The following is a 26,917-nucleotide window of genomic DNA, read 5'->3' as shown; positions in this document are numbered from 1 at the left end:
TGCTATCTAGAATTCAAGTCTGTCTCAATGCGCAATCAACATTCTCTGCTTTTACCCTTGCACCAAAAAAGATTCTGTCAATTATGGATCGCCAATCTTCTCTCGAATTTGGGTAACTGGAGTCAGACTTTTGCGCTAACTTGGCAGGTAACTAGTTTGACGCAATCAAACTTTAAGACCTCGTTGGTACAAACGGCTTTGTGGGCACCTCTATTTATTTTTGCGATTCCTGCAGGGCAATTGGCAGATGCATTACCTAAACCCCGTTTGCTATTCATCAGTAATTTGCTTGCTTGTGTCATCGCGCTGACCTTGTGGGCCCTGAGCGGTAGCGACATGATCTCTATCAATCTCATGTTTTGGCTTTGCTTTTTAAGTGCTAGCGCTAGTGCTTTCACGCTACCTGCATGGCAAACCTCGATGTCAGAGTTGGTCAGTCGCTCACAATTGAGTGCGGTGAGCTCCCTGAATAATTTGAGCTTTAATGTTGCAGCTTGTATTGCGCCATTTTTGGCAGGAATGTTCTTGCTTTGGCTGGGACCTGGACCTATCTATTTATTTAATGCCTTGTCGTTTTGCGGCTTACTGGTTATTTATTACCGCTGGCAGCATCAGTTGCGAACTACGCACCCAACATCAATAAGATTAAAGCGTGGTATGCGACAGGGTGTGCAACAAGTGCTTGAGCAAATTCGCACGACACCTAGTTTGAAAATATTGCTGAGTTTGACTTTCTTAGTATTCTGCCTATGTAACGCTATTCCTTCATTGCTGCCTAGCTTTAGGTACGCGGATACTGCGCCTAGCGCTATCCACTACGGTATGAGAATGGGCATATTTGGTGGTGGCGCGGTAGCAGCCGCTTTCTTGGTATCCGCTTTGCGTATGCGTTTCACAGAGCGTCAATTACTGCGCCTTGCTTTATCGATGTACGGTTTGATGTTAATTGCTTTGGCGATGTCTAAGGTTTATGTGTTTAGCATGATCGCCCTGTTCATAGCAGGTGTTGCATGGTCAGTCATTGTTACGAGTTTTAATAGCGCTGCTTTGCGTGCATTTTCTTTCGCATTGCGCGCCCGAGGATTATCTATCTACATTCTCGTTAACGCGGCAGGACAGGCGAGCGGGGGGCTAATTTGGGGGCGAATTGCTGACATGTTTAATCTACCGACGAGCGCGATGCTTGCTGGCGTAGTCTTATTAATTTGTGCTGTTTTTGTTCATATCACACAAGAATTTTTGGAGCCATAATGAAGTCACCTCTAATCCGTCTTCTCGCGCGTGACGATGCATCTCGACTACTACACTTTGAGCAGAACAACCGTGCCTGGTTTGAATCACAAATTGAAGCGAGACCGAATGACTTCTATACGATAGATGGGGTGCATCAGCATATCGCTGAATTGCTAGCAGCGTATGCCGCAGGACGTGCTTATCCCTGTTTATTAGTTAGCGAGGAGGGGGAAATTCTGGGACGCGCAAATTTAAAAAGTATCCAGCGATCTGAGGGTAACGCTGAAGTCGGCTACCGGATCGGGCATTCACACGTAGGAAAAGGAATGGCGACGGCCGCCTTAGATCAATTAATCACGAGTGCCCGTCAAACGTGGCGACTGCAACAACTACATGCCTATGTAACGGACGACAATCTTGCCTCGTCACGGGTATTGCAAAAAGCGGGTTTTAAGTCCGATGAAGTCGTCTTACGCCTAGCGAAAATTAATCAGCGTGAGCTCAATGGTAAACGCTACACCCTAGTTCTAAACCAGTAATTAGTTTGTCGAATGAGTTAGAAAACCAAATCTATCAAGGGTTTAATGCATTTTAAGTGACCGTGTCTGGATTAAGCCATCGACACGGTCAGTTAGTAGAACCATAGGATGGAATTACATCCCCAAAGATCGCAACAACTCGTCACTATCGTCGTCGCCAGCAGCCACGACCGTTGGTGCCGCGGTGTCTGTGCTGCGACCGGCTTGCTCACTATCAAGCAAGGCATCTGGGTCTAGCACTTCGCTAGAGTCAAAGTCGTGCAGCTTGATGAACTCAGTGCGGTCGATGGCCAGCTCGAGATAGAAAATATTATTACTCTCAGTGAAGAAAGAGACACGGCGAATTTCGGGACGATCAAGCGGCGTATCGACACTGAGCATCACTTGCTTGTTCAGTACCAACATCTTAGGTTGATTTTGCGTGATATTGGTTTGCAGCTCGCGGCGGATTTTGCCGGTGAAGTCACCGACGATCTGATTCATCAATTCACCCAAAATATTGGAAACTTCGTCAGAAGTGAAGGCAGAAGCCAGCTCGGATTTAGGCATGCCCATACTCAGCATGTATTTTTCATAAATCTCTAAAGCGGCAGAGCCGGAGAAATTCAACACGACCAAGCCAGAGAAGCCACCATCAAACAAAACGAAGCAGCCGATGTCCGGCTTTAAGCCTATCTTTGTAATACGCTGCACCATGGCTGAATAATGGATCTTCGTTTGCGTCGCGACATTCAGCACGCGAGTGACGGAATTACATAAACTCGTCAACAGATCTTCGGTACCGTACACGACACCGTTTTCGTCCTTACCCATAACCAACTCCTAAAAATTCTCTAAAAAATAATACGACTCAAGGTAACAAGCGGCTTGAATTATGCTGAAAGATGATAGCCACAGCAAACATGCTGACTGACTCCATCATGTGCCCTCTAAGTTCTTAGTAAATGCTTGCTCAGTGCTCAATGTTTATTGCGCATTGGCTTATTCATTAAGCAAGAAACCTTGGAAAATAATTCCTGCACAAGAACCGTTACCTCAGGGAATAGTGAAAGAATATTCCTTTGGAGCACTTGCCGTCTAGTTGTTTCATGCTTTCTGTGCGGTTTGTCGCTTGCGAGAAGGCGCTTTTCAGTCGCTATGCAGAATTACATGAGCAAAAAAACAAGAAAGGCTGCAATTGCAGCCCTTCATCTCTGTATACCCGCTAATTAGTAACTAGCAAATTGCTAGCCCAACGCGTCCTAGCTTTCACTCTCGTGACAACAGATGCAAATCTTGTTTCCATCTAGATCACGAAAATAGGCACCATAATAATTGGGATGGTAATGCGGGCGCAGACCCGGAGCCCCTTCGCAAGTCGCACCAAGTGCCATGGCCTTGGCATAAGTCGCATCCACCACGGCACGGCTCTTCGCCAACAATGCCAGCATCTGACCATTGCCGACGCTCATAGCTTCACCGTTAAATGGTTTACCGATACCCACGATAGGGCGCGCTGTGCCTTGTTCTACCCAACCCGACCAAGAGCGATCAGGGTAACAAAACTTCAAAACGTAACCGAGCTCATTCATAATGTCCGAATAAAACGCATGAGCGCGAGTATGGTCGGTGATGCCGATGAATACATGTGAAATCAATTTCTATCTCTCCGTTCAAAGTTGATAAGTCGAATTCAATCAATACACTTCCAAAGTTGCTTTCAGGGTGAGCGGTACACCATTGCGTAGCGAATGCACACCAATCACAGATCGCACGTGCAAACCGTTCTCACCGAATATCTCCACCAATAAATCAGACGCACCGTCTAGCACCCTTGCGTGGTCTTCAAAATCAGCCGTCGTATTCAATGAACCATGAAGCTCAATAAACCGCGCAATGTGTTTGAGTGAGCCAAGCTCCTTCGCTAAGGACGCCAGTAAATCTAGACATGCGAGGCGCGCCAATTGATAACCCTCAGCACTGTTGTATTCTCTACCGAGCTTTCCCTTAGGGACGATGCCATTCATTGCCGCAGGTGCTTTGCCGGAGCTAAACACGAGATTGCCAGTGCGCACCACTGAAACATAATTACCTGCTGGCGCACTGACGGGCGGCAGAACTATGCCTAACTCACGCAGCCTAGATTCTGGTTCAAACTTATTCACTAATTCATTCATCAACTTAGCCTCAAATTATCAAATCGATTGGCAAAAAAATGCCGGTTCATGGCCCAGCGAGATTCAATTCTACGCTCATCAAGCACTTTAGAATTTCTCAGCGTGAGACGCATCTTTTCCCTAGCTCATTACCTATACCAGTATTAGCAATAAATTGAGCGATAGAAAGTAAGTTTAAGAACCTAGTCATATGGACGTCCATCTTTATGCGTGAACACTCAAGTACCATTCAATCGATGCGCGGTCAAATCATCTTCTGGATACTTAGCTTCATCACCTTCGGTTCTATCTCCAATCTCAAGATAACGCGCCGGCTTGTCAGTGTGGTTCACCAGAGTATGGGCTAAACCCTTTGCGGGAAAACCGCAGCACATTCCCGCCACCAGTTCTGTCTCACTGTCGCCCAAAATCAAGCTCAATCTTCCGTCCAAAACATAGATGAATTCATCTTGTCTTGTGTGGGAGTGCAAAAGCGAAGAACGAGCACCCGCTTGCAACTCCGTCAAATTCACACCAAAATTATTCAACCCGAAATAATCGCCGAGTGCCTGCTTTTTTCTGCCATTCATTTTGACTGCAAACATCGGCGGATAAACAGAGGCTGTTGTTCGCGCTGGGACTTGTTCAGCATAGATTGCCTGCTTCGCCAATTTAGCCGACATGTTGTAATCTCCTTTGAAAATTATTGACTTCAAGTCTATCGAAGAGGCTAGGGCTAGACTTTACTGGCCTCTGGTAAGCTAGATATGAAATCCTAGTAGGTAACTAAACATCGCAATTCAATACTTTCACGCGGCGGTATAACTCATCGGTCGATGTGGGCCGGGGCGATAGTAGTTGAGATTCGACACTATGCTGGTGACAGAGCCTACATTCGCGGCTTCTATCTTGGAAATGAAATTGAGGTCATTTAGCTGCATGGAGAAGTCTTTCAATATGAACCAAAACGGAAAGGAATTTAAATCGACATTGCGTTCACAGCGACTCAGTTTTAGAAGATGAACCGTCAACGGAAACCAATAATTTGCTAGTAAAAAACTGCAAAATTTCGTCACGCGCTTGCGTGGTTGGATGGCCTTGTTCATCGACTAAATGTGCTGCCACCACGCTATGCGGGCAAGCAACCACTTTCTCGAAGAACGGCGGCGGATTTGGATGGGCTGCAGTATCTGGTAAAACTTTGGCGATAAACCGTTTGCCCAAGGCTTTGCTGTAAGCATCAAAACGCTCTGCTCGGCAGTAACGATCGCCTTCAAATCGATAAGCCAGTACGGATAAATCTTCGCGTTCTAATCGTTTAGCAACCGTCTGCAATTCATCTTGAGACATATTGATCGCCGCGGGGTCATCAAACGGTAAAGACGGCTGACATAAAACCGGCGCTAACATCGAAGATTCCAACATCATGGTGAGGGCAAAATTTCCAGTAAAGCACATACCAATCGCGCCCACACCAAGGCCACCACATTCTTGATGGACACGCTTCGCCAACTGTCTTAACCATTGCGTGACCGGACTAGATTCATCACTAGCAAAGGCGCGAAATTCTGCGCTCACACAAGCACGCTTGAGTATGGTCGTACCTTCCTCAGCGCTCGGCGTCGCACCGTCGACACCAAAGAGCGAAGGCATATACACGGTGAACCCTGCCTCTTTGACCCACTTTGCAAAGCGAATTACCTGTGGACTAATGCCAGGCATTTCGGTCAATACGATCACAGCTGGCCCCTGGCCTGCAAAATACACTTTTTTCGATGATCCTAGGAAGCTATAAGTTTTTGAATGAAATTCCGAATGCAAGGCCGAATCTGAGAAGCTTGGCTCCACGCGCATCTGGGATAAGACTGAAGTCGGCATTTGATTCATAGAGCCTCAACTCAATTTCAATAATGATTCAAAAAAGATTCAACAATGGCCTCACTATAAAATCTTGACGGATCGATTTAAAGCGTCTAATTTGACATTTTTCATGCGATTTTGGACAAATGAAAACCTTCCTCATTATCGTCACAGAAGGCATGATGGATTCCAGCCTCGCCATCACGCTCGACATTTTGCGTACTGCCGCCTTTCTGCTGGAACGTAATCACGAAGCGCAGAGCCTACGCATCCTCACCGCCGCGCATCGCAAAAAGGTGAAGACTGGGGCAGGTCTGATTCTCGAATGTGATTTCACACTGCAGCAGTTGTTGACTCAGAAAATCCCGGTCGATTGGCTGCTGCTGCCCGGCTCGGGAAAAAAGGTATTGAGTGAACTGGAAGCGAGCCTCTCCAGCAAAGAGGTACAACAAGTGATGTCTGTCCTCAACCACTATGCAGAAGAGCAAACCTGTCTCAGCGTATCCTGCGCTTCGACATTCATGTTGGCTGAGGCCGGCTTACTCGATGGCCGCGCCGCCACCACCAGCTGGTGGCTCGCCAACGCCTTTCGACAACGCTACCCAGCGGTCGTCTTAGATGAAACAAAAATGCTGGTAAGAGATGCCAATATCCTGACTGCCGGTGCCGTCTTCTCACAGATGGATGTTGTACTCGATATCGTGGCGGAGGTGGCTGGTGCTTCGATTGCCTACCTGTGTTCGCGGTATCTCCTGATCGAGCAACGCTCATCGCAAGCACGGTTCATGATCCCCACTCAAAATCAACATCTCGATCCCATCGTGATTGCGGCAGAAAAATGGATAGATAAACATATCGAGCAAGCGCTGACGGTACAAGAACTGGCCGCCCAATTTTCGGTTTCTGCCAAAACTCTCTCACGCAAAATACAAACTGCGACCGGTGACTCACCCATCAAATTTATTCAAAGACGCAAACTGATGCGCGCTGTGCATCTACTCGAATCGACCAAACTCCCGGTCGAACTGGTCGCAGAAAAAGTCGGCTATCAAAATGGCACCATGCTGCGCCATTTGATCAAACGCGAACTTGGGGTTTTGCCGAGTCGGATTCGCTAAAAATCTTCATCGATCACATGCGCTTGGGCGATTATCGAAGACAAACAAAGTCGGCGAATCATTTTAGGAGACCCGCTGTGTTGTACATTTTTGGAATCACCGTTTGCAATTTGGTGGCTTAAGCTCCATACGCGAACTTGTTATGATGGGGGTCTATTTCATTTTGAACCGCCCCTAGGCTAGTTACTAGCGCAAGTTCGCTGAAATCCTATTTTTTCCAGATGCATATATGTTCAAGCCCCGTCCGCAGCACCGGCACCAGCAACAGCGCCAAATCAAAAAAGAGCGTAGAAATTTTATCGCAGCGATGCTGGGACTTGTGTGCCTGCCACAATCTCGGGCCGAGCAAGATCATACATCTGCAAATCATTCTTCCACATTCACGCCTATAACTGAGGCCACTATGACAGAACAGCATGATCCACGCGATGATTTCAATTTCTTCGTTGGGCGTTGGCGTATTGAAAACCAACGCCTACGTCAGCGATTACAAAATTCAAGTGATTGGGAATTTTTCGAAGCGGATCAGGAGATGCGGCTCTTGCCTGGAAAAATTGGGAACTATGATGATTTCGTCGCGCCGAACTGGCGTCCTGGCTTTGTTGGAATGTCGTTGCGTTTGTTTAATCCACAGACACAATTGTGGAGCATTTATTGGCTCGACAATGCGACAGCGGGGTTGAATAGCGAAGGAAGCCTTCTGCCGCCAGTTGTGGGGCGCTTCCACGATGGCGTCGGTGTCTTTGAATGCGATGATGAATTCGAAGGGAAGAAAGTACGAGTGCGCTATAAATGGTTTGACACAAAGACGGATAACCCCAAGTGGGAGCAATCGATGTCCACCGATCATGGGCAAACTTGGGAAGTGAATTGGCGCATGAAAATGTTCCGTGTCGCTTGATGTTACCAAACTGAAGCTAATGAACAGATGCTACTGAATTGATGCCATTGAATTGATGCAAAAAAAGCGCAATCAATGCCCTTTACAAAGTTTGATGGGCGCAATCCCACCGAAACCTCAATGTTTCGGTAAGCGTCCTTCAAACAAATCGATGTTCTCACGCAGGGTCTTGTACAAAGAATCGGAGACAGATTTGATGCGCTGTTGACCTCGCAGTTCGCGATGAAAAAGTATCCACAGATCCGATTCAAATTGCTGAATCGGCGGACTCACTCGGCGCACCTGTTCAAGTGTATCGCCTAAGTAGCAGGGCAAAATCGCTACGCCCATCCCCGAATTCACCATCTGCGCCACCGCAACCATGCTATTGCATCTCGCCACGGCACGTTCGAGCAAACCTTCCGCGGTCGCCCAGCGGACCGACGCTAAATGAGCAAAAGATTCATCTGGAACGATCCACCTAAATTCCCGAAAATTCTCTTGATTCACCTCGGCCCAGGTTGCGGGACAATACATCGCCACCGCAATCTTGCAAACCTCACGCCCAACAAGATTGTCTGAAGGCTTGCCACCAGCACGAATAGCATTATCGGCCTCACGCCGATTTAAATCAATCAAGGAATCGGTGACGTTGATCTTCAATTCAATGGCTGGAAACTTACTACGAATGTGGTCAAACGCCCGCGGCAAAACCGAATGCATCAAGGTTTCGGTAGTCGTCACATTCACCTTGGCAGTACCATGCTCTGCATGACCCGCCAACTTCAGCTCCAGCTCATTAACGGAGTCGTCAATTTTCTCCGCAAGCTCCAACAACTCACTCGCATTATCAGTAGCGATATAACCCTGACGACTACGCTCAAATAAAGTAAAACCCAAGGTTTTCTCAATCGAGCGCACATGCCGAAACAAAGTGACATGGCTCACCTCCAAGACTTCAGCCGCACCAGTTAAAGACCCCGCCCGCGCCACTTCGAGCATAACCTTCAAGTCGTTCCATGCGAGTTTTTTGTTCGGTGTTTTCACAGGGCTGTTTCACTAGAAATTTGAACTTGCTTATCTCGAAGCAGGATCACAGGCGTGACATTCTATATCAGGGCTTAAGCTTCAAGCTTTGACTTCGCGATCGAACCAAGAAAGATGATGGAGTTTGTTCTACAAAAAAAGAACCCTAGCAGCCAGACTTTTGTTCCAGCTTGCCAATTTATCGCGAGATATTTCATCTCACTTTTTTGCGCCTTAGACGGCGGTGCGTACTAAGGTCTACTGGAACATATCGCCATCAGATTTATGCCTTAGATAGAGAGAGTTTTCATCAATCCGAAGGTAGAAAGATATTTGATGCCTTTGGCGATTCAACTCCAACAATACGTAGAACTCAGTCCTAAGTCTACTAAAGGTAGTTCAATCACATTTCGACTGTCAGTCTAAACGGTAAAACATTCGACAAATAATAATTTTTGAAGTCCAAGCGTTTTTGTTCATCATTGTCGTGTCGTGATCAGCATGACTCTTCGGCACTTATCGTGCCCATTCTCTGCGACTGCGACGAATTCTTTAGCAAATGTCTTTGCTGTGGTTCTTTACCAAGATTCATTAGTGTCACGATTTCCTTGGTGCCCAAAAAACAGGAACGCACTTTGGAATTGACTCCTTTAATGCAAACAAAGACCAGACTTTGACGTCATTTACATGTAAAAGTGTGCAAATACAACACATTTAGAGTATTTTCCAGAAATCGATATCGACTGCTAAAAATTAATAAAAAAAACTTAGTTTTTTTTAATGCTCTGATTTATGATCGACCCGGTTCCAATCGAAATCAGTATCTTTTAGCTAAGACCATTTAAGACCATCGTTTTTGCAGCACGCGCACCAAGCATTTTCGGTTATCTCATATTCACCAATTGGTTAAGCCTCATGAATACTTCTACCTCACCATTTCGTCTCGGCCTTTTCTACCTTCTCTTCGTGTTAATCTTTGGCGCCATTCTGATGAATTGGGCTATTGGTTCAATCCGCCCCGATTTAGCTTGGCTAGTTTCGTTAGCAATGATCATTGCAACGATTGCGTTTTTCGGTAGCTATACACTAGGAACTTGGAAGGGAATCTTAATTGATCGGCGCAACGTTATTAGTCTCTCACGGCTACAAATGACGAGTTGGACTGTCGTCATAACTTCCGCTTTACTTACCATGACAATCTGGCGAATTTGGTCTGGTACCAAGAACCCTCTTGATTTAAATGTTCCCCCTGAGTTGTGGGTACTGATGGGTATCGCAACGACATCCTCAGTAGGTGCGTCATTAGTAATTAATGCCAAAGCGAGCTCACAAGAACCTAATGAAGAACAATTTTCCAGAACCAAAAATAGTCTTGCAGCACAAGGTGACGACCCAAGCAATATTGGCAATCATGGCGTAATCCTGATCAACAAAGAGCTAGCGATGGCGCGTTGGACTGACATGATTACCGGTGACGAAACCGGTAACGCCGCCCATCTCGATCTCAGCAAAGTACAAATGCTGCTCTTTACTATCGTCAGCATTGTCGTCTACAGCCTGTGCGTTTGGAACGCACTACATTGCATCAGCAGTACCAATCCCAAGACCATCGATGGCCTACCGCTGATCAATCAAACTATTCTCGCTCTGATTGGAATCAGCCATTCTGGTTATCTCACGTCAAAAGCTGTCGGCAGCAGTGAACTTGCCAAATAGGCGCTGAACAACTGAATCAGCCAAACATGAGCAAAATTAAGCAGCATTTCCCCCACGACGTAGCAACGATAACAGTAAGCAACACCGATAGGAGGTTTTATGAGTATGTGGCCACATCAGAGTGAAGTTGATCAATTTTACGGAGACCCGCGCGGAGATGATGGCGGCCCGAGCAAAGCATGGGAGTCTGCAAATATCATTCGTTTGAAAGCACCTTGGCAGATGGTGACCGCATGGGATTTTAAGCCTGTAAACGGTATTCTGGTTCACAAGAAATGTAGCGATAGCTTGTCAAAGGTCTTCGACCAGATATGGCAATCGGCGGGTCAAAGTCAGCAGAAAATAAATGAATGGGGTATGCAATTATATGCCGGTGGTTACAACTTCCGATTAATGCGCGGAAGCACACGACTTTCTATGCACAGCTGGGGCTGCGCCGTTGATTTTGACTCTGCACGAAATAGCTTCGGAGACCCGCATCCCAATTTTCAACACATACCAGCGGTACTAGAAGCTTTCAAGTCGCAAGAATGGACCTGGGGCGGGAACTGGGGCAAGCCCGATGGAATGCATTGGCAGGCCGCAAATGTGTAGGTCAGGCAAAGCAATACATAGTTAGAAAGGAGCGAACGTGCTTTACAAAACCATAAAGACAGGTCTAGTTCTAACATTGGGGGTTTCAGTATTTGGTTGCACCTCCATCCCGCCGAATACTCCCATCCTAATCGACAAAGTGAGCGAACGCATCGAGACTCGTGGTGAGGTGGTATCGAAGGCTTTTCGCACAGTTCTTGACGAATCAACATTTGTAAAAGACGACTTACAAGATGCTCGATCAAAACTACAGAGTATTGACAAGTCAAAATTGAGCGAGAAAGATCAAAAAGCTCTTGGTGAGGCACTCACCACACTTAATCGAGATTATGCAAACCTTGAAAAGATGAAGAGCTGGGACACTGTTCCTGAAAATACGAGAAAAATACTGCAGGAGTCTGCAAACCATCTTCGATTCGTGAAGCAAATGATCGCCGCTGAACTAGACAAGAAAGCACTGGCTCAAGAAATTATTGATTTAATTGAGAAAAATAAATCCAAGGGAGAGGACAAATGAACGATGAAGTGAAAGCACTTTCCTTAGCGCTTGACACACTAAGAGCTAAGTTAATCGCAACACCAAGAACTGCCGATGGATTCGGTGAAATGCGAGGCCTATACTTAGACCTTACAAATGCACTCATCGTCGCTGGTGACAAGGCTGATAGCGAACTCGCAGCTGAGATTTCGAAGAGCGCCAAATCAATTGCTGAAGAATGGTCCAGCAACACCGGAAAAATCAAGCCTTGGTTGGATGTGCTCAAACCGGTGGTGAGCGCAGTCGGTGTAGTACTGAAAGTGGCAAGCCTGTCGAATCCTTTGCTTGCCTTGCTCGTGTAGGCTAATCACCAAGTCAGTATTTTGCATTGAAACCCTTTTCGCGAAAGGAGTCCTGTGTGGAGAAAGCAAGTTGGCAAAGAATAACACCTTGGTTCTTGATGATTGCCTCAAGCATCGTTATTTATACCATAGGACACTTTTTGATTCAAAACATGGAGTGGTTTAGGGCTAATGCAACTCTTGTGATATCAGGACATAGCGAGAATTACCAAATTCACATATTGCACATACACGCTGCGACACTAAAACGTTTAATAGGTTTTTTTGCCTCTTTCTGTTTGATTTTTCTCGGCACTGGGGTCTCCATTTATGCCGTGCAGAATGCCACAAAATTTTCTGGTGAGGCAAATTCCGCCAAACTATCGCTCGTCACAACGTCACCGGGAATTGTGGCCATGTTGCTTGGGACTGTACTAATGATTTACGCGGTGACGAGCAAAGACGAATTCCCCGCTTTCGATGGTTCTGAAACCAATAGTGCCTCTGCCACAACACCAGGTTTAGAGCGCACCGTGCCACTGCGTGGACAGCCAAATGAAAATCAAAATGGAAGGGAGAAGTGATGCGTCAATTAATCATACTAGTAACATCGTTTTTTTGCCTAACGAACGCGCTCGCACAAGATGACCTACACGTGACAACAGCAAACAACCTGAAAATGATCGCCGAAAGTTATGTGAAAGAGGGCAAGCCAGATAAGGTTACCGTTCTTTATAACGCCTTCAACCTAGTCCTCGAAAAGGTAAGTGACAAACAAAAACTTAAGTCCCAAGTTGAATACTTCGAAAACATCATTGGGCTAAATAGAGCTAGCTTTGTTCCCGTTCTAATCTCGACAGGTAGCGCACCGATAAGCATACCGAACAAAGAATGCAAATTCGATCTAAAGTTCCTGAAATGCATTCAACCTTCGTATGTAAATATCAAAAGCACTGACGGCTGGACCCACAACGAGATTCATCAACTACTTGAGCTATTAAATAAGAAAAAGCCAGGGGAACTCAGTGTCGCGATTGACAGGTTTCAAAAGAGCTTGGTGACGCCACAAGATAAGGCCCCGGGTGAGGCCAAATGAATCAATTACGTCATTCTAACTTTGCCCTAACTGTGTGCACTAATAATTGTATTTCTGTCTTTGCCGGAAATTCGGTTATTATCTAGAGACACTCAAGTTTCTTTGAGTGCTTTCAAATTCGGGCGTGAAGTAATATCAACTGAAGTTGACAAATTCTCCGTAATTATCCCCAAACTACCGGTTCTAAATCGCACTCACTCAACACTTTACGCATTGGGATGTTTTCTATTCCGACAAACTCACTCAAATTGAGTACGCTGGTCGCGACGTAAAGTTTGATGCCGTCGCCAGTGCAAAGGCGGTGGCAAGTTTGCACTTAGCCACCTCAATGCGCTCCTTCCGTGCCGAGAAACTGTCACACATGGTGCACCATCTCATTCACAACAACCCGGAAGCAGCAGCGGAAATTTATCAGACGTTCAAAGATAAATTCCCCATCGTTGTCACCCGCGATTTACAAGCAGCGAAGGCATGGATCAAACAGCATGCACGCGCTAACGAAACGAAAGGCATCATCGCATCTTCTGGCGCTGTGCGGCTCAAGCCAGAAGGCATCTTCGTCAAGAACCGACTGTCTGCGGCAGATTGGTTTTTGAATGATCAAGACGATGTCCGTTCATGCCACTACCTCGAAGACGTCGCAACCGAATTTGATATTCAAGGCCTTGAACTCGATTGGTGCTTAGTAGCGTGGGATGCTGACTATCGATACGTCGATGGGAAATTCGAGCATTGGAAATTTACGGGCACGACTTGGAAACGGCGACAGCAGGAAGAGCAGCAGCGTTATCTGGAAAATGCTTATCGGGTTTTATTGACCCGGGCGCGGCAGGGGATGGTGATTTTTGTGCCGCTTGGAAATCAAAAAGACTTAACGAGATCTCCACTTTTCTTCGGAGATACCTTGGAATATCTAGTGGCATGTGGTGTAGTTTTAGCTGGTGAAATTAGGTAGGCAAGAGTGAACATACAAACAAGATTTCACACCGCCTACACCTAAATTCACCTAAAAACTGCATCTTTATATCCTACTCATCCTTTTTAACCTCAACTAGATTTGGTAGTTTCTTGACCTTATCTTCCTTAGCGAGCGTTTTTTCAATAGCTTCTTGATTTTGCGCATAGAAAGCATGATGAAGTCGGCCTAAAAGACCTTTTGACTTATTCGGTTTATACTTTTTACCTGGTAGATGTTTCTTTTCCTGAGAACGAAATGCAATCGAAGTTTGCTCCCTTACACTGATATTCGCGGCGCTTGCCAATCTCTGCCTTTGATCGAAGGCGAGTTCAAACATATACAAATGCCTTGCGACTACCCCTTGAAGTAAGCGCAGTCCAAAAACATTGTCTTTCATCTTATCCGCAAAGGCCTCCACATACGATATTGGTGCATTGCCTGGATAGCTCAACTGCGCAGCGATTGCAATCAGTTTGTTCGTTGGCTTGCTTTCTTCATTCGCGACAGTATCTATTGCCTCTTTAAGTTTTGGTGACCCGATAATCTCGCCCTGACGTGACAAAACTCCATCGGCAAAACTACTCAATGTTAAGAAAATTAAGTTTTGAGCGATTCTTTTTGCTTCTTCTTCCTTCAACCCAGGTTTCTTCTCCATAAAATTTCTCCCAATTGCTTCGATTAGCGCTTCGGGTGATTCATTCAAATAAGACAGAAAAAAGTTGATACCTCTTAAAGGGCCGTCGAAAAGCTCTTTCATCAATTCTTGTTTTAACGCCTTATCCAGCGACCCATATTTATTCTTGAGTATTTGTCCTAGAATTTCGCAAGTCTTGAACAATAAATTCAATTGGGAAATAAAATCCAAGTTACCGAGAGACTCAACCTGATTTTTATGCTCGACCTCAGGTAAAGCGCTTGACCTGTCTTCAAGTGCTCGTTGTTCTGATCGATTGTTTTCAATGTTCGAAGTATCGACAATCAAATTTGCAGCTTTCGATACCCAACTATTCAAGACAGAGGTGTCTCGCTTAATATCAAACGGTTGAATGCTGCTCAATAGCTGCTTGAGAACTTTAGAAACTTCGAGAATGATCCATTTATTAGGGGCATGATGGGTAAGAAAGAGAACGATATTGGCATTTTCTTTGAGATAGAGATGTTGACATGCATTCTTAACTAAGTCCTGCATTACCGGATTATCTTCTAGGTTATTTGCAATATGCTTAGCAACAAAGAAGTATTTGATATAGGGATATCTGAAAGAATAAGCGTCTCCGGTTCGGTACAAGACTCGACACTTAATCAAGAATTCCATTCTCTCAACAAACTCTGTCGTTTGAATCTCGTTAGAAAAATAAGAATTAAAACCACGCAAACTATTTTCGTCCAAAGTCGAGGTTTTTTTCTCGTAGAAAAACCACGCAAGGTGGGCTAGATAACTAAAAATCTCGTCGAAGTCATGCCCTTTTAGTCTGGCACGAATTAGACTTTTGCGAATCAAGAACTCGTAATATTGTGCCATTCCGGCATTCGCTAACGTTCCTTTCGCACCGACCTCAAGCGACTGCAATAGGACTTGAATATTAAATGCAGTGGTTGGTACCAAGCCTTTTCCAATTACCGAATTAATTATTGTTTCAGCATCATGCAAATGATTTTGCAAATCGATTGGTGAATATTCGCTTCCTATCGCAAACCATTTCTTTATCAATTCACCTCGAAGTTTGAAACCAAAGCCGAGCAGTCGGAAAACATTGAAGGCAACTGTCGCTTCAGCGGCTTTGGTAGAAGATAGTTCAGTGACTTCGAAACGTTCGCCAACAGTAATTATTGCAAATTCAAAATTTCTACTTATAAAATCGAGTGCCTTAGCAATTTCGTTGGGATGCGCTCCATCTCGATCTAAATCGTCCACCAGAAGTATTTTTGAAGTACTTTCTAACTGTGCAAATTCATTGACCGAATTTTCACCGTATTGAGAAGAAACAGCGGAATGAATTCTTCGTCGCACTTGCTCTTCAGTAGCGTTCAAAAAATCCTTCCCATTCAATAACAAAGGTACATATCCAGAATTAGAATATTTATTGTATAGATGATGCAAAAGAGAGGTTTTACCGTATTGTTCATCTCCACGCACAATTGCTTTTCTTATTTTGTGAATTTGCGTTCCAAGAACTTGGGCATTTACAGTCTCACTCCCACTTGATCTTGCATCCAAATCTTGCAGATCAGGATAAACATAAATGTCCGAAAGTGTAATTTTTTCTTTGCTCTGATGCGTAAAATTGGCACCTATATCTTCCAAAAATTCCTTGATTTCATCCGTCATAATGAAGCGATCATTCTTCTTCTTTGGAACTGAAATGAAAGAATCCCAAATCGCCTCTCCCTGAGCCGGGATGTAACGACCAGACGACCATTGAAAATCAACTTTTGCAAATCTCTCTGCATCGAGATCTAGAGTAATGACCGAGAACTTTGATGACTCATTTGCATCGTGGCTGCACAGTGCGCCGGCTTCGAGCATCAAAACACTATCACCAAGTTCAATGTCTGTGACGAGGCTTGTTGTCGAAACATGCTCATGTCCGCTCATAACTATATGAAAATGTGATCGACAGAGCTCTCTCAAAGGATGATAGCTACTTTGAGAATACCAGTTCAACGGATGATGTATGAGAGCAATGCGAAGATCAGATTTGCATTTAATTTTATCTTGGTAATTTGAGATTGGAAAAACAAGTTTCCCTTGATTTTCTGGGACCGTCGATAGCCAACTTGCATTAATTGCGCTAAAAGAGATCGTCTTGCCAGCCAAGGTTACGTCATGCTGCTTCCACAGTTGATCCGAAGATGTTAAATGGCCTGATTCAAATTCATTCTCGAATTCAAAGAAATTTTTCTGAGGAGCCGTGCAAATTTGGATAATCGAGTCGTCTATCTGAATCGCGCTGTGCCCATTTTGAATACTTTGCACCAAGGTACTACGGGCACCATTGGGATTTTTAAACTCCCCATCATGATTGCCAGGAACGAAAATAGGATAAATGAGGAAATCTGCACTTGTTTTTGACCGTATACAAGCAATAAGTGAATTAAAAAAAATTTTTGCATGCCGATATTCTTCTGCGGAACCTGAGTATGCGATATCACCAGTTACTGCGATGAATACGCCTGCTGTATTTGGCAATAAGTCATTTAAAGTGGCGCAAATTTTTTCTACTCGGCTGAGGATCGTTGTATTTTGATTGTGAATATGTAGATCACTTAAGTGAAGTAATACAATTTTCATTTTTTATCTCGATTCGTTAATGATTAAGACTTACGAATAACGACAAAACAAAAAAGCCCAACAAACTGCTGGGCTCTTTCAGATTCAAACAAACATCAAACGTCAATATTCCCAGCCCGCAGCGCATTACCCTCAATAAACGCACGGCGTGGTTCTACGTCGTCGCCCATCAAGGTTGTGAAGATCTGATCTGCTGCGATCGCGTCTTCGATTTGGACTTTGAGTAAGCGGCGTACGGTTGGGTCCATCGTTGTTTCCCAGAGTTGTTCTGGGTTCATTTCGCCTAGACCTTTGTAGCGCTGTTTGGAGACGCCGCGTTCGGCTTCTTCGCGCAGCCAGCCCATGGCTTGGTGGAAGTCGACGACGTTGGCTTCTTTCATGCGGTCGCCTTCGCCGCGGCGGATGGTGGCGCCTTCGCCGAGTAGGCCTTTGAAGGTGTTGGCGGCATCGGCCAAGACTTTGTAATCGGCGCCGTGCACGAAGTCGGAATCGATACTGCACACTTTGACGTTACCGTGCACCATGCGTTCGATGCGAATGCTGAAGTTGCCGGAGAGCTCGTCGGTATGTACCGCAGTTTTCACGGTGAGGTCGCCAATCGCTTTTTGCAAGGCGGCTGCCGAAGCTTGTGCGTTGTCCATGGTGTCGAGCTGCAAGCTGACGCCGGTCATGATGGCGGTGAGGGCAGCGCGGTCGATGACGCGGGTTAAGCGCATCATGACGGCGTTGGCCAAGTTGTATTGACGGACCAATTCGCCCAAGGCTTCGCCGACGATGGGCTCAGCCCCCGTTTGTGGAATCAAGGAAGCGCCGTTCAACGCGACCGTAGTCATGTAGCTGGCTTCTTCTGCATCGTCTTTCAGATAACGTTCGTCGCGGCCTGCTTTGACTTTGTACAGCGGTGGTTGTGCGATGTAGATGTGGCCGCGTTCCACCAAGGATGGCATTTGGCGGTAGAACAGCGTCAGCAACAGCGTACGAATGTGGGCACCGTCGACGTCCGCATCGGTCATGATAATGATGCGGTGGTAGCGCAGTTTTTCAACATTGAATTCGTCTGGGCCGATGCTGGTGCCTAGTGTGGCGATCAGTGTGGTGATCTGTTCGCTCGACAGCATTTTTTCAAAGCGGGCTTTTTCGACGTTTAAGACTTTACCGCGCAAAGGCAGAATCGCTTGGAATTTACGATCACGACCTTGTTTGGCTGAACCACCCGCAGAGTCACCCTCGACGATGTAGAGTTCGCACAGCGCTGGATCTTTTTCTTGGCAGTCGGCCAGTTTGGAAGACAAGCCCAAACCATCCATCACGCCTTTACGACGTGTCAGTTCACGCGCTTTGCGTGCAGCTTCACGGGCACGTGCTGCTTCGACGATTTTGCCGCAAATGATTTTGGCGTCGTTCGGTTTTTCCATCAAGAAGTCGGTCAAGGTTTTGGTGACGATTTCTTCGACAGGACCACGCACTTCAGATGACACCAACTTATCTTTGGTTTGTGAACTGAATTTTGGTTCTGGTACTTTCACCGACAAAACGCAAGTCAAACCTTCGCGCATATCGTCGCCCGAAACTTCCACTTTGGCCTTCTTGGCGAACTCGTTTTCTTCGATGTACTTGTTGATGACGCGCGTCATCGCTGCACGCAAACCGGTGAGGTGAGTACCACCGTCGCGTTGCGGAATATTATTGGTGAAGCACAGCACTTGTTCGTTGTAGGCGTCGTTCCATTGCATGGAAACGTCGACGCTGATATTGGTGCCTTGATCGGATACTTTTTCTCCGGTCGCTTGGAAAATGGTTGGGTGCAAGACGGATTTATTTTTGTTGATGTATTCAACGAAACCGCGTGTACCACCTTCGAAGGCAAACAATTCTTCTTTGCCAGTGCGGTGGTCATTCAACTTGATGCGTACGCCATTGTTCAAGAAGGACAATTCGCGAATACGCTTCGACAAAATTTCGTAGTGGAATTCAACATGCGTGAAGATTTCTTCATCGGCCCAGAAATGCACTTCAGTACCACGCTTGTCGGTTTCGCCGATCACTTTAATCGGGGAACATTGCACCCCATCGATCATTTCGAGTTCACGATTTTGCACCACGCCTTTGGCGAATTCCATAGTGTGGACTTTGCCATCACGACGAATCGTTAACTTCAATAATTTGGACAATGCGTTCACGCAAGACACACCCACGCCGTGCAAACCACCAGACACTTTGTAGGAGTTTTGGTCGAACTTACCACCAGCATGCAACTCAGTCATGACGATCTCAGCCGCGCTACGTTTTGGTTCGTGCTTGTCATCCCATTTGATACCGGTTGGAATACCTCGACCGTTATCGGTGATGGAAATCGAATTGTCGGTATGAATCGTGACGTTGATTTCAGTACAGTGACCGGCCAAAGATTCGTCGATGGAGTTATCCAAGACCTCAAAAACTAAATGGTGCAAACCGGTGCCGTCAGAAGTATCACCGATGTACATCCCTGGACGTTTACGAACGGCTTCGAGACCTTCCAGAATTTGAATCGAGGACGCACCATATTGTGCAGATGCGGCGGCACTTGCTGGTTCTGGAACGGCTGGTGTGTTGTCTTGGGTATTCTCTGACATGGCTACCTTCTGAAATTAACAAGCAGCTTTTGGCTGCGATTTTTTAGTGCTTTGTTTTGTTTTTTAGCTCCCTCTCCCGCAAGCGGGAGAGGGTTGGGGTGAGGGTGGTTGAGTACGTAGAAAAATCAAAATTGTGATGGAATCTTAAGATTGATTTCTTTCACACTCATGGATTGCTGAACGCCCCTCATCCCCGACCCTTCTCCCGTGCACGGGAGAAGGGAGGTTTGTTACATCAAATCCGCATCGGCATGACAACGTATTTGAAATCACCATTCTCAGGAATTGTGATCAAAGCAGATGAATTGGAATCACCCAAAGCGACATTGATTTGATCGACTTTGAGGTTGTTCAAGACATCTAACAAATACGTCACGTTAAAGCCGATATCGACGCTATCGCCGCCGTAATCGATTTCGATTTCTTCGACCGCTTCTTCTTGATCCGCATTGGTGGATAAGATGCGCATTAAACCTGGTTCGATTACGCAACGTACGCCTTTGAATTTATCCGAAGTCATAATCGCGACGCGTTGCAAAGAGCGCAGGAGTTTTTCACGGCTTAAGGTGAAATTGTTTTTGTAACCTTTAGGGATCACACGATTGAAGTCAGGGAATTTGCCTTCGACCAATTTGGAGATCAATTCGATATCAGCAAACGTCAATTTGACCTGGTTGTTGGCGATGTCGAGTTGAACTGGTTCGTCTTTGTCTTCTAACAGACGCTGCAATTCCAAAATGGTCTTGCGTGGAATGATCACTTCTTGACGTGCGAATTCTTGTTCGACTTCGACTTGTGCATACGCCAAACGGTGACCGTCAGTTGCCACTGCAATCACGTTTTTACCATCAACGACTAATAGCAAGCCGTTCAAGTAGTAACGAATATCTTGCTGCGCCATGGAGAAATGCACCATGTTGAATAAATGCTTCAAAGCTTTTTGCGGCAAGCTGACGCTGGCATTGAAATGTTCTGCTTGGGCGACGGTTGGAAATTCTTCCGCTGCCAAAGTCTGCAAAGAGAAACGCGATTTGCCGGATTGCACCGTCATCTTCTTGTTGTCGAGCTTCAAGGTGACGTCATTGTCATCAGGCAGTGCGCGCAAGATGTCGAGTAATTTGCGTGCTGCAACCGTGGTCGCAGTCACTTCGCCACCCGAACCAATTTCTGCATGTGTAGTAATTTGGACTTCGATATCGGTCGATAAAAAGGACACTTTTTCGCCGTCTTTGCGGATGAGAATATTGGCCAGAATCGGCAAAGTGTGCCGACGCTCGACAATACCACTCACAATTTGCAGGGGCCGTAAGAGGGTATCCCTGTGGGTTTTGACCAATTGCATTTTATATCCTCACTTGTTTATCAATGTTAAAGGATGCTTCATTACTGGATGCCGTGCTGTTACACGGATCGAGTAACACATAACTACTCTTACATTGGGAGGACTTGCGAAAAACTGCCCATCATTCGCGTGGCCAATTTTACGTAAATCCTACGCCGGGTTTTGCTGCTAAATACTACTTACTCTTATCTATACTCCCTTCTCCCGCAAGCGGGAGAAGGGTTGGGGATGAGGGTGTTTCAGAATCCAATAATGGCATTATTTAACGTCAAAAATATTGATCCTTCACGCTAACTATACTAATACTCTTTCTTGTTGCTGAACTTCCCTCACCCTAACCCTCTCCCGCTTGCGGGAGAGGGAATATTTAGTTTTCGTAGGGCGGGTGCAACCCGCGCTGCTCAGGTGTTTAAGGAACTGGCGGCGCGGGTTGCACCCGCCCTACAAATTCTAGCTACTACATTCACATTCTTTTAATGCTGGATGCGCAAAAACTTCCGTATCTTTATTTCTGCCATTCCTGCGAAGGCAGGGATCCAGTGTCTTTCGTTCAGTAAGCATCTGCGCCATTTTTACGTCACTGGATTCCCGCCTTCGTGGGAATGACAGAGCAATATACTTCAGCGCAATCTGCGACAAACACCTTCTAAACTATCCCTTCAACGTCTGTTCCAACACATGAATCTCATGGTTGCACTCAGGACTTTTCGCTCTATCTGCGGCGATCTTGCGTACTGCGTGCAACACAGTCGTATGATCCCGGCCACCAAACAATTCGCCAATTTCCGGCAAACTCTTTTGCGTTAATTCTTTTGCCAAATACATCGCAATCTGACGTGGTCGCGCGATATTTGCTGGCCTACGTTTGGAATACATGTCTGCGACTTTGATATTGAAAAAATCCGCGACTGTCTTCTGAATATTTTCTACCGAGATTTGGCGGTTTTGTACTGACAACAAATCTTTCAAGGCTTCTTTGACGACATCAATCGTGATGTCTTTGCCGTGGAAACGCGAATACGCCAAGATCTTGCGCAGAGCACCTTCTAGTTCACGTACGTTAGAGCGCAAATGTTTGGCGACGAAGAAGGCGACGTCGTCAGAAAATTGTACGCCTTCCGTGTAGGCTTTCTTCAATAAGATCGCGACGCGCATTTCCAGTTCTGGCGGTTCAATCGCCACCGTCAAACCCGAATCAAAACGTGAAATTAAGCGATCATCCATGCCCGTAATTTCTTTTGGATAGGTATCGCTGGTGATAATGATTTGTTTTTTGGCGGCGATCAGGGCTTCAAACGCGTAGAAGAATTCTTCCTGAGTACGGCTCTTGCCGCCAAAGAATTGAATATCGTCGATCAGCAATAAATCGAGTGAATGGTAATAGCGTTTAAATTCGTCAAAGCCTTTGCGCTGATACGCGGTCACCACGTCGCGCACATATTGTTCGGCGTGGATATAGCGGATTTTGGCATTCGGTTTGTCGTGCAAGATTTGATTACCAATCGCGTGAATCAAATGCGTTTTACCGAGTCCAACACCACCGTATAAAAATAGCGGGTTATACGACACGCCGGGATTATTCGCGACTTGTATCGCTGCTGCACGCGCTAATTGATTGGCTTTACCAGTAACGAAGCTATCGAAAGTCAAATCAAAATTAATCCGCGCATTGTCACGACGCGGTGCGGTTTCCGGTGGCGGTTCGTTAGGGATGCCATCAGCTTGTGCTGCCTGAGAAGTACGTTGACCATGATCGGCGCCATTGCCTTGACCTGAGTTGGCGGGCGGAGTTGTGGTTGAAATCGGTTTCTTGCCCGCGCGTGGGTCAATGATGAATTCAACATCAACCGTGTCATCCCAAAATTGCGCTGCAAATTCGGCGATGCGGCTGGCGAACTGGGCTTTGACCCAATCTAATTTAAAGCGATTAGGCGCGCCTATGCGCAGATGACCTTCTTCAAAGTCAACCATCGTCAACGGCTTAATCCAAGCACTAAATTGCTGAGGCGTGAGTTCCTGTTCGAGTTGTGAAGAGCAGGCTTGCCAGAAATTTTCCATGAATCGCTTTACTGTTTACTTAATGCTTAAGTTTTTGTTCTTTTCAAAACCATCACCTTATGGGGTGAGTGGCTCTACTTTTAATTGAAAATAGCCTCGACAAAATCGATTTATTTCTTGTGCATCATTTGACATCAATCAGTGGCAAATTATAGCGGAGCACATCGCGTCATCGGTCTAACTTTGTATAAAATCAGGCGCTTTTGACGGATACCTGTCAAGAAGATAAATAGTGTTTTTTTGATTACGTGAGGCAATACTTCAGACACCGCTATTCTACCCTTCGCGGCTAGAGTTATCCACAGGCGAGGTGAAATTTCTTTTGATTAACACTTCCAGAAAGCGAAGAAAAACGGTCAAATGAATTGACAGTTGACTTGAAAATGGTGTCTAATTACGGGTTCCCTACCCTGTTTTGTTAGATGTGCCTTCTTATTGCATTGACGCTATCTTGATAGTTTGTTGGTGCCTAGAGCGAAGTTACAAGATGAAACTAAGCATGAGCAGCGGTTTTGGGGCAGTAATCGTGTGAATAGCGTGTTGCTATTGTTTATTTGGTGCTCTTCCATAACAGAGCCACATCAAGGCAACGGCGCAATGCACTATTACCCGTAATTCCGATTTATTTTTTGCTCAAATAGTGAGATCAACATGAAACGTACTTATCAACCTTCCGTAGTTCGTCGTAAGCGCACTCACGGTTTCCGCGCACGTATGGCAACACGCGGTGGCCGCGCAGTTTTGAACGCACGTCGTGCTAAAGGCCGTAAGCGCCTAGCAGCTTAATCGGCATACAATAAATCCGATTCTAGGGGATATTGCCGCGTTGTTTGTCCTCGCAATACTTTGCTTTAGAGCTTAGCAATTGCTGCGGGAAACGCCTTGCACTATCTCCCTATAATTGAATTTCTTGAATACCGAGCGACTAGTCGGATACATCGTCAATTAGTTGATTCAATAGGTTTAAAAATTATTGTGACTAATTTGGCTGCCATTCCTGACCTAGCTCAAAACCAGTTGTCCGGCGGTGATTTTGCGCGGGAGCGACGAATTCTTAAAGCGGATGAATTTTCATCCGCTTTTCGTTTACGCCCTGTGCAAAAAACGGCGCATTTTGTATTATATGCGCGCTCTAATGCTTTGCCGCATGCCCGCCTTGGCGTGGTGGCAGCAAAACGTTTCGCACCGCGCGCTGCGACGCGCAATATGATCAAGCGTGTCACACGCGAGATTTTCCGACAGTCTGACCTGATGAATGTGGATTGCATTGTGCGCTTATCTAAGCCCGTCAATAGCAAAGCTGGTCCTGCCACTAACGCGCAATTAAAGCGTGCTTTGCGGGACGAAGTTTTACGCCTGTTCGTTTCGCAACGGGCTACAACGCGCATTCCTGTCGCGCCAGTGATCTCTGTTCCCGAGTCTTCCTCATGAAACCCTTGCTGCTGCTGATCTTGCGTGGATACAAGCTGGCGATTAGTCCGATGTTGGGCCAAAATTGCCGTTTTTATCCTAGCTGTTCAGAGTACGCGATGGAAGCAATTCGTGAATATGGTGCAGCCAAAGGCTCGTTGATGGCGGGCAAGCGACTTTGCAAATGCCATCCCTGGCATCCGGGCGGGATTGATTTAGTTCCTCCCAAGTCAGAAATAGAATCTGCGCTCGATGGGGATGAAAAATCAGCAAGTGCCCCCACATCAAGCCTCAGTCAAAATAGTTAGTTTTCCCGATCTTTAACACCTACATAACACATACACAAGTGGATAAAATGGATATAAAGCGTACCGTCCTCTGGGTTATTTTCTCGATGTCTCTATTACTCCTGTGGGATAACTGGATGCGTCATAACGGAAAACAATCCATGTTTTTCCCTGCAACGACTGCACAGCAGGCTAAGAGCGCAAGTGCTTCTGCCACCGCAAACGCAGCATCAGCGAGCGCTGCGGCAGCTAATCCAGCGGCGACAGATACGGCTGCAATATTTGCACCTGTGATCAGAAGTGAAACAATTACCATCACTACCGATTTAATCAAAGCCGACATTGATACGATTGGTGGCGAGATTAAGCGTTTGGAATTGTTAAAGTATCCAGATAGTCATGATCCCAAGAAAAATGTGGTCTTGTTCGACAATCATGGTGGTCAGACTCGCACCGAAGAAACTGGATTCTTTGGATTCTTCAAGGGCAGTAAGCAAGTGGCCGTGCCAGCCCGTACTTATGCCGCACAAACCGGTTTGTTAGGCGGTAATTTCCCTAATCACAAATCTGGTTTCGTCGTTTTGCCTGGCCCACGTTCTTTGGACGGTGCTAATGAATTGAATTTGGTCATGGAGTCCGAGCAAGCTGGTGTGAAGTTGACCAAAACTTTGACTTTCAAAAAAGGCAGCTACGTTATTGATGTCAAACACACTGTCGCGAATACGACTGCCGCCCCGATTACACCTTCTTTGTATTTGCAACTCATTCATGATGGCACTAAGCCAACATCAGGCGGCATGTTCTCAGGCCAAACAGAATTTTATGCACCAGCGGTATACACAGAAGCAAAGCATTTCCAAAAGTTGAGTTTTGAAGATATCGAGAAGCGTCATGGCAAGCCTGACGCTAAACCTGATCATGAAACCAAAGCCGATACAGGTTGGGTATCGATGATTGAACATTTCTTCGTATCCGCTTTCATTCCCGAAGACAAAGTACAGCGCGAAATCCGCACTGAACGTGTACGTGAAAATATCTACTCCATCAGTTCCGTGATTCCTTTGGGTAGCGTGGCGGCAGGTGCGAGTGTCACTTCCAATGCGCGTTTGTATTCTGGTCCGCAAGAATCAGCGATCTTGGAAAAAGTCGCACCAGGTATGGAATTGGTCAAAGATTACTGGTACTTCGCGATGATCGCTAAGCCCATGTTCTGGATTATGGAATTGATCCATAAAGTCTTGGGCAATTGGGGTTGGACCATTGTGGTATTCACGATTGCGATTAAGTTAGCCTTGTTCCCTTTGTCGGCTGCCGGCTATCGCAGTATGGCGAAGATGAAAGTTGTGACGCCAAAAATGACGGCTTTGAAAGAGAAATACAAAAACGAACCGCAGAAGTTAAATGTAGCAATGATGGAGCTCTACAAAACCGAGAAAATCAATCCGCTCGGTGGTTGTTTGCCTATCTTGATCCAAATGCCTATCTTCTTGTCTTTGTATTGGGTCTTGCAAGCGTCTGTGGAAATGCGCGGCGCGCCGTGGATGGCATGGATTACTGACTTGTCAAAACCTGATCCTTACTTAGTCTTGCCGATTTTGTATGCGATCTCTATGTATATCACGACTAAATTGAGCCCAGCACCAGCTGATCCAGTGCAAGCGAAAATGATGTTGTTCATGCCTTTGCTGTTCTCCATCATGTTCTTCTTCTTCCCATCAGGTTTGGTCTTGTACTGGGTAGTGAATAACGTCTTGTCTATTGGCCAGCAATGGGTCATCAATAACAAGATCGTCCCACCTGAACATCGATAAGATGGCATGAAAATATTTAGTAGTTGATTCACTAGTTGAGTCAAAATTGATTCAAAAAAGCCCATGGTTCATGGGCTTTTTTGTTAATGGAAACCACGTTTTTTGCTGCATATCATGTCGTGTTTACG

The 26,917-nt window shown here is 45.9% G+C and carries 26 protein-coding genes; 15 read left to right on the top strand and 11 right to left on the bottom strand.

Annotated features, from left to right (window positions below; genetic code table 11):
- The first annotated feature begins 27 nt into the window (after positions 1–27).
- The gene (locus ACFFJH_RS11425) at positions 28–1,251 is read left to right on the top strand and encodes an MFS transporter (RefSeq protein WP_390212704.1); all 1,224 of its coding nucleotides are present in this window, start codon (positions 28–30) and stop codon (positions 1,249–1,251) included.
- Entirely contained in the window at positions 1,251–1,772 is a 522-nt protein-coding gene (locus ACFFJH_RS11420; RefSeq protein ID WP_390212702.1) for a GNAT family N-acetyltransferase, read from the top strand. Before ACFFJH_RS11425 ends, ACFFJH_RS11420 begins: the two co-directional genes overlap by 1 nt.
- 114 nt (positions 1,773–1,886) lie before the next feature.
- Here the strand turns inward: ACFFJH_RS11420 and ACFFJH_RS11415 are convergent, their stop codons facing one another.
- The 6 genes from ACFFJH_RS11415 to ACFFJH_RS11390 form a co-directional block, all read right to left on the bottom strand.
- On the bottom strand, positions 1,887–2,585 hold the full coding sequence (locus ACFFJH_RS11415; RefSeq protein WP_390212700.1) for a DUF3334 family protein: 699 nt from the start codon (positions 2,583–2,585) through the stop codon (positions 1,887–1,889).
- A gap of 428 nt (positions 2,586–3,013) precedes the next feature.
- Complete coding sequence (locus ACFFJH_RS11410; RefSeq protein ID WP_390212698.1) at positions 3,014–3,409, bottom strand: VOC family protein; 396 nt, start codon at positions 3,407–3,409, stop codon at positions 3,014–3,016.
- Between the two features lie 39 nt (positions 3,410–3,448).
- Positions 3,449–3,928 (bottom strand): RidA family protein, encoded by a 480-nt coding sequence (locus tag ACFFJH_RS11405; RefSeq protein WP_390212696.1) that lies wholly within the window; start codon positions 3,926–3,928, stop codon positions 3,449–3,451.
- Between the two features lie 218 nt (positions 3,929–4,146).
- The gene (locus ACFFJH_RS11400) at positions 4,147–4,590 is read right to left on the bottom strand and encodes a cupin domain-containing protein (RefSeq protein WP_390212694.1); all 444 of its coding nucleotides are present in this window, start codon (positions 4,588–4,590) and stop codon (positions 4,147–4,149) included.
- 126 nt (positions 4,591–4,716) lie between these two features.
- Entirely contained in the window at positions 4,717–4,848 is a 132-nt protein-coding gene (locus ACFFJH_RS11395; RefSeq protein ID WP_390212693.1) for a hypothetical protein, read from the bottom strand.
- Between the two features lie 55 nt (positions 4,849–4,903).
- Positions 4,904–5,794 (bottom strand): dienelactone hydrolase family protein, encoded by an 891-nt coding sequence (locus ACFFJH_RS11390; RefSeq protein WP_390212691.1) that lies wholly within the window; start codon positions 5,792–5,794, stop codon positions 4,904–4,906.
- 119 nt (positions 5,795–5,913) lie between these two features.
- On the opposite strand from ACFFJH_RS11390, the gene ACFFJH_RS11385 reads away from it, so the two are divergent.
- Both ACFFJH_RS11385 and ACFFJH_RS11380 read left to right on the top strand, forming a co-directional pair.
- Complete coding sequence (locus ACFFJH_RS11385; RefSeq protein ID WP_390212689.1) at positions 5,914–6,885, top strand: GlxA family transcriptional regulator; 972 nt, start codon at positions 5,914–5,916, stop codon at positions 6,883–6,885.
- Positions 6,886–7,288: 403 nt separating this feature from the next.
- Positions 7,289–7,786, top strand: coding sequence for a hypothetical protein (locus ACFFJH_RS11380; protein WP_390212687.1), 498 nt, complete (start codon positions 7,289–7,291; stop codon positions 7,784–7,786).
- A 117-nt stretch (positions 7,787–7,903) separates the two neighbouring features.
- Here ACFFJH_RS11380 and ACFFJH_RS11375 read toward each other — a convergent pair whose 3' ends face one another.
- Positions 7,904–8,812: a LysR family transcriptional regulator gene (locus ACFFJH_RS11375; protein ID WP_390212684.1), complete on the bottom strand. Its 909-nt coding sequence runs from the start codon at positions 8,810–8,812 to the stop codon at positions 7,904–7,906.
- A 969-nt stretch (positions 8,813–9,781) separates the two neighbouring features.
- Here ACFFJH_RS11375 and ACFFJH_RS11370 point away from each other — a divergent pair.
- The 7 genes from ACFFJH_RS11370 (at position 9,782) to ACFFJH_RS11340 (ending at position 13,971) form a co-directional block, all read left to right on the top strand.
- On the top strand, positions 9,782–10,507 hold the full coding sequence (locus tag ACFFJH_RS11370; RefSeq protein ID WP_390212682.1) for a hypothetical protein: 726 nt from the start codon (positions 9,782–9,784) through the stop codon (positions 10,505–10,507).
- A 99-nt stretch (positions 10,508–10,606) separates the two neighbouring features.
- Positions 10,607–11,101 carry a M15 family metallopeptidase gene (locus ACFFJH_RS11365; RefSeq protein WP_390212680.1) on the top strand — a complete coding sequence of 165 codons (495 nt, stop codon included), beginning with the start codon at positions 10,607–10,609 and terminating at the stop codon, positions 11,099–11,101.
- Between the two features lie 37 nt (positions 11,102–11,138).
- Complete coding sequence (locus ACFFJH_RS11360) at positions 11,139–11,618, top strand: hypothetical protein (protein ID WP_390212678.1); 480 nt, start codon at positions 11,139–11,141, stop codon at positions 11,616–11,618.
- Positions 11,615–11,941, top strand: a complete 327-nt coding sequence (locus tag ACFFJH_RS11355) for a hypothetical protein (protein WP_390212676.1) — start codon at positions 11,615–11,617, stop codon at positions 11,939–11,941. Before ACFFJH_RS11360 ends, ACFFJH_RS11355 begins: the two co-directional genes overlap by 4 nt.
- Positions 11,942–11,997: 56 nt before the next feature.
- Entirely contained in the window at positions 11,998–12,504 is a 507-nt protein-coding gene (locus tag ACFFJH_RS11350) for a hypothetical protein (RefSeq protein WP_390212674.1), read from the top strand.
- Positions 12,504–13,016: a hypothetical protein gene (locus ACFFJH_RS11345; RefSeq protein ID WP_390212672.1), complete on the top strand. Its 513-nt coding sequence runs from the start codon at positions 12,504–12,506 to the stop codon at positions 13,014–13,016. Before ACFFJH_RS11350 ends, ACFFJH_RS11345 begins: the two co-directional genes overlap by 1 nt.
- Before the next feature lie 187 nt (positions 13,017–13,203).
- Positions 13,204–13,971, top strand: a complete 768-nt coding sequence (locus tag ACFFJH_RS11340) for a DNA/RNA helicase domain-containing protein (protein ID WP_390213190.1) — start codon at positions 13,204–13,206, stop codon at positions 13,969–13,971.
- Positions 13,972–14,044: 73 nt separating this feature from the next.
- Here ACFFJH_RS11340 and ACFFJH_RS11335 read toward each other — a convergent pair whose 3' ends face one another.
- The 4 genes from ACFFJH_RS11335 to dnaA all read right to left on the bottom strand — a co-directional run bounded on the left by ACFFJH_RS11335 (position 14,045) and on the right by dnaA (position 23,281).
- The gene (locus tag ACFFJH_RS11335; protein WP_390212670.1) at positions 14,045–17,266 is read right to left on the bottom strand and encodes a metallophosphoesterase; all 3,222 of its coding nucleotides are present in this window, start codon (positions 17,264–17,266) and stop codon (positions 14,045–14,047) included.
- Positions 17,267–17,361: 95 nt separating this feature from the next.
- Entirely contained in the window at positions 17,362–19,881 is a 2,520-nt protein-coding gene (gyrB, locus tag ACFFJH_RS11330) for a DNA topoisomerase (ATP-hydrolyzing) subunit B (protein ID WP_390212668.1), read from the bottom strand.
- A 235-nt stretch (positions 19,882–20,116) separates the two neighbouring features.
- On the bottom strand, positions 20,117–21,223 hold the full coding sequence (dnaN, locus tag ACFFJH_RS11325) for a DNA polymerase III subunit beta (RefSeq protein WP_189345617.1): 1,107 nt from the start codon (positions 21,221–21,223) through the stop codon (positions 20,117–20,119).
- 651 nt (positions 21,224–21,874) lie between these two features.
- The gene (gene dnaA / locus ACFFJH_RS11320) at positions 21,875–23,281 is read right to left on the bottom strand and encodes a chromosomal replication initiator protein DnaA (protein ID WP_390212665.1); all 1,407 of its coding nucleotides are present in this window, start codon (positions 23,279–23,281) and stop codon (positions 21,875–21,877) included.
- A gap of 651 nt (positions 23,282–23,932) precedes the next feature.
- Here dnaA and rpmH point away from each other — a divergent pair.
- The 4 genes from rpmH (at position 23,933) to yidC (ending at position 26,789) form a co-directional block, all read left to right on the top strand.
- Positions 23,933–24,067: a 50S ribosomal protein L34 gene (rpmH, locus tag ACFFJH_RS11315; RefSeq protein ID WP_061535510.1), complete on the top strand. Its 135-nt coding sequence runs from the start codon at positions 23,933–23,935 to the stop codon at positions 24,065–24,067.
- Positions 24,068–24,163: 96 nt separating this feature from the next.
- On the top strand, positions 24,164–24,712 hold the full coding sequence (locus ACFFJH_RS11310; protein ID WP_390212663.1) for a ribonuclease P protein component: 549 nt from the start codon (positions 24,164–24,166) through the stop codon (positions 24,710–24,712).
- Positions 24,709–24,999, top strand: coding sequence for a membrane protein insertion efficiency factor YidD (yidD, locus tag ACFFJH_RS11305; RefSeq protein ID WP_390212661.1), 291 nt, complete (start codon positions 24,709–24,711; stop codon positions 24,997–24,999). The genes ACFFJH_RS11310 and yidD overlap by 4 nt, the downstream gene beginning before the upstream one ends.
- Positions 25,000–25,046: 47 nt before the next feature.
- Positions 25,047–26,789, top strand: a complete 1,743-nt coding sequence (yidC, locus tag ACFFJH_RS11300; protein WP_390212659.1) for a membrane protein insertase YidC — start codon at positions 25,047–25,049, stop codon at positions 26,787–26,789.
- Positions 26,790–26,917 lie beyond the last annotated feature (128 nt).

Origin of the sequence: Affinundibacterium danionis (assembly GCF_042432465.1) — a bacterium.
Taxonomy (GTDB): domain Bacteria; phylum Pseudomonadota; class Gammaproteobacteria; order Burkholderiales; family Burkholderiaceae_D; genus Undibacterium; species Undibacterium danionis.
Note: the sequence above shows the minus strand (reverse complement) of the source record. Positions and strands in the feature narration are given on the sequence as shown.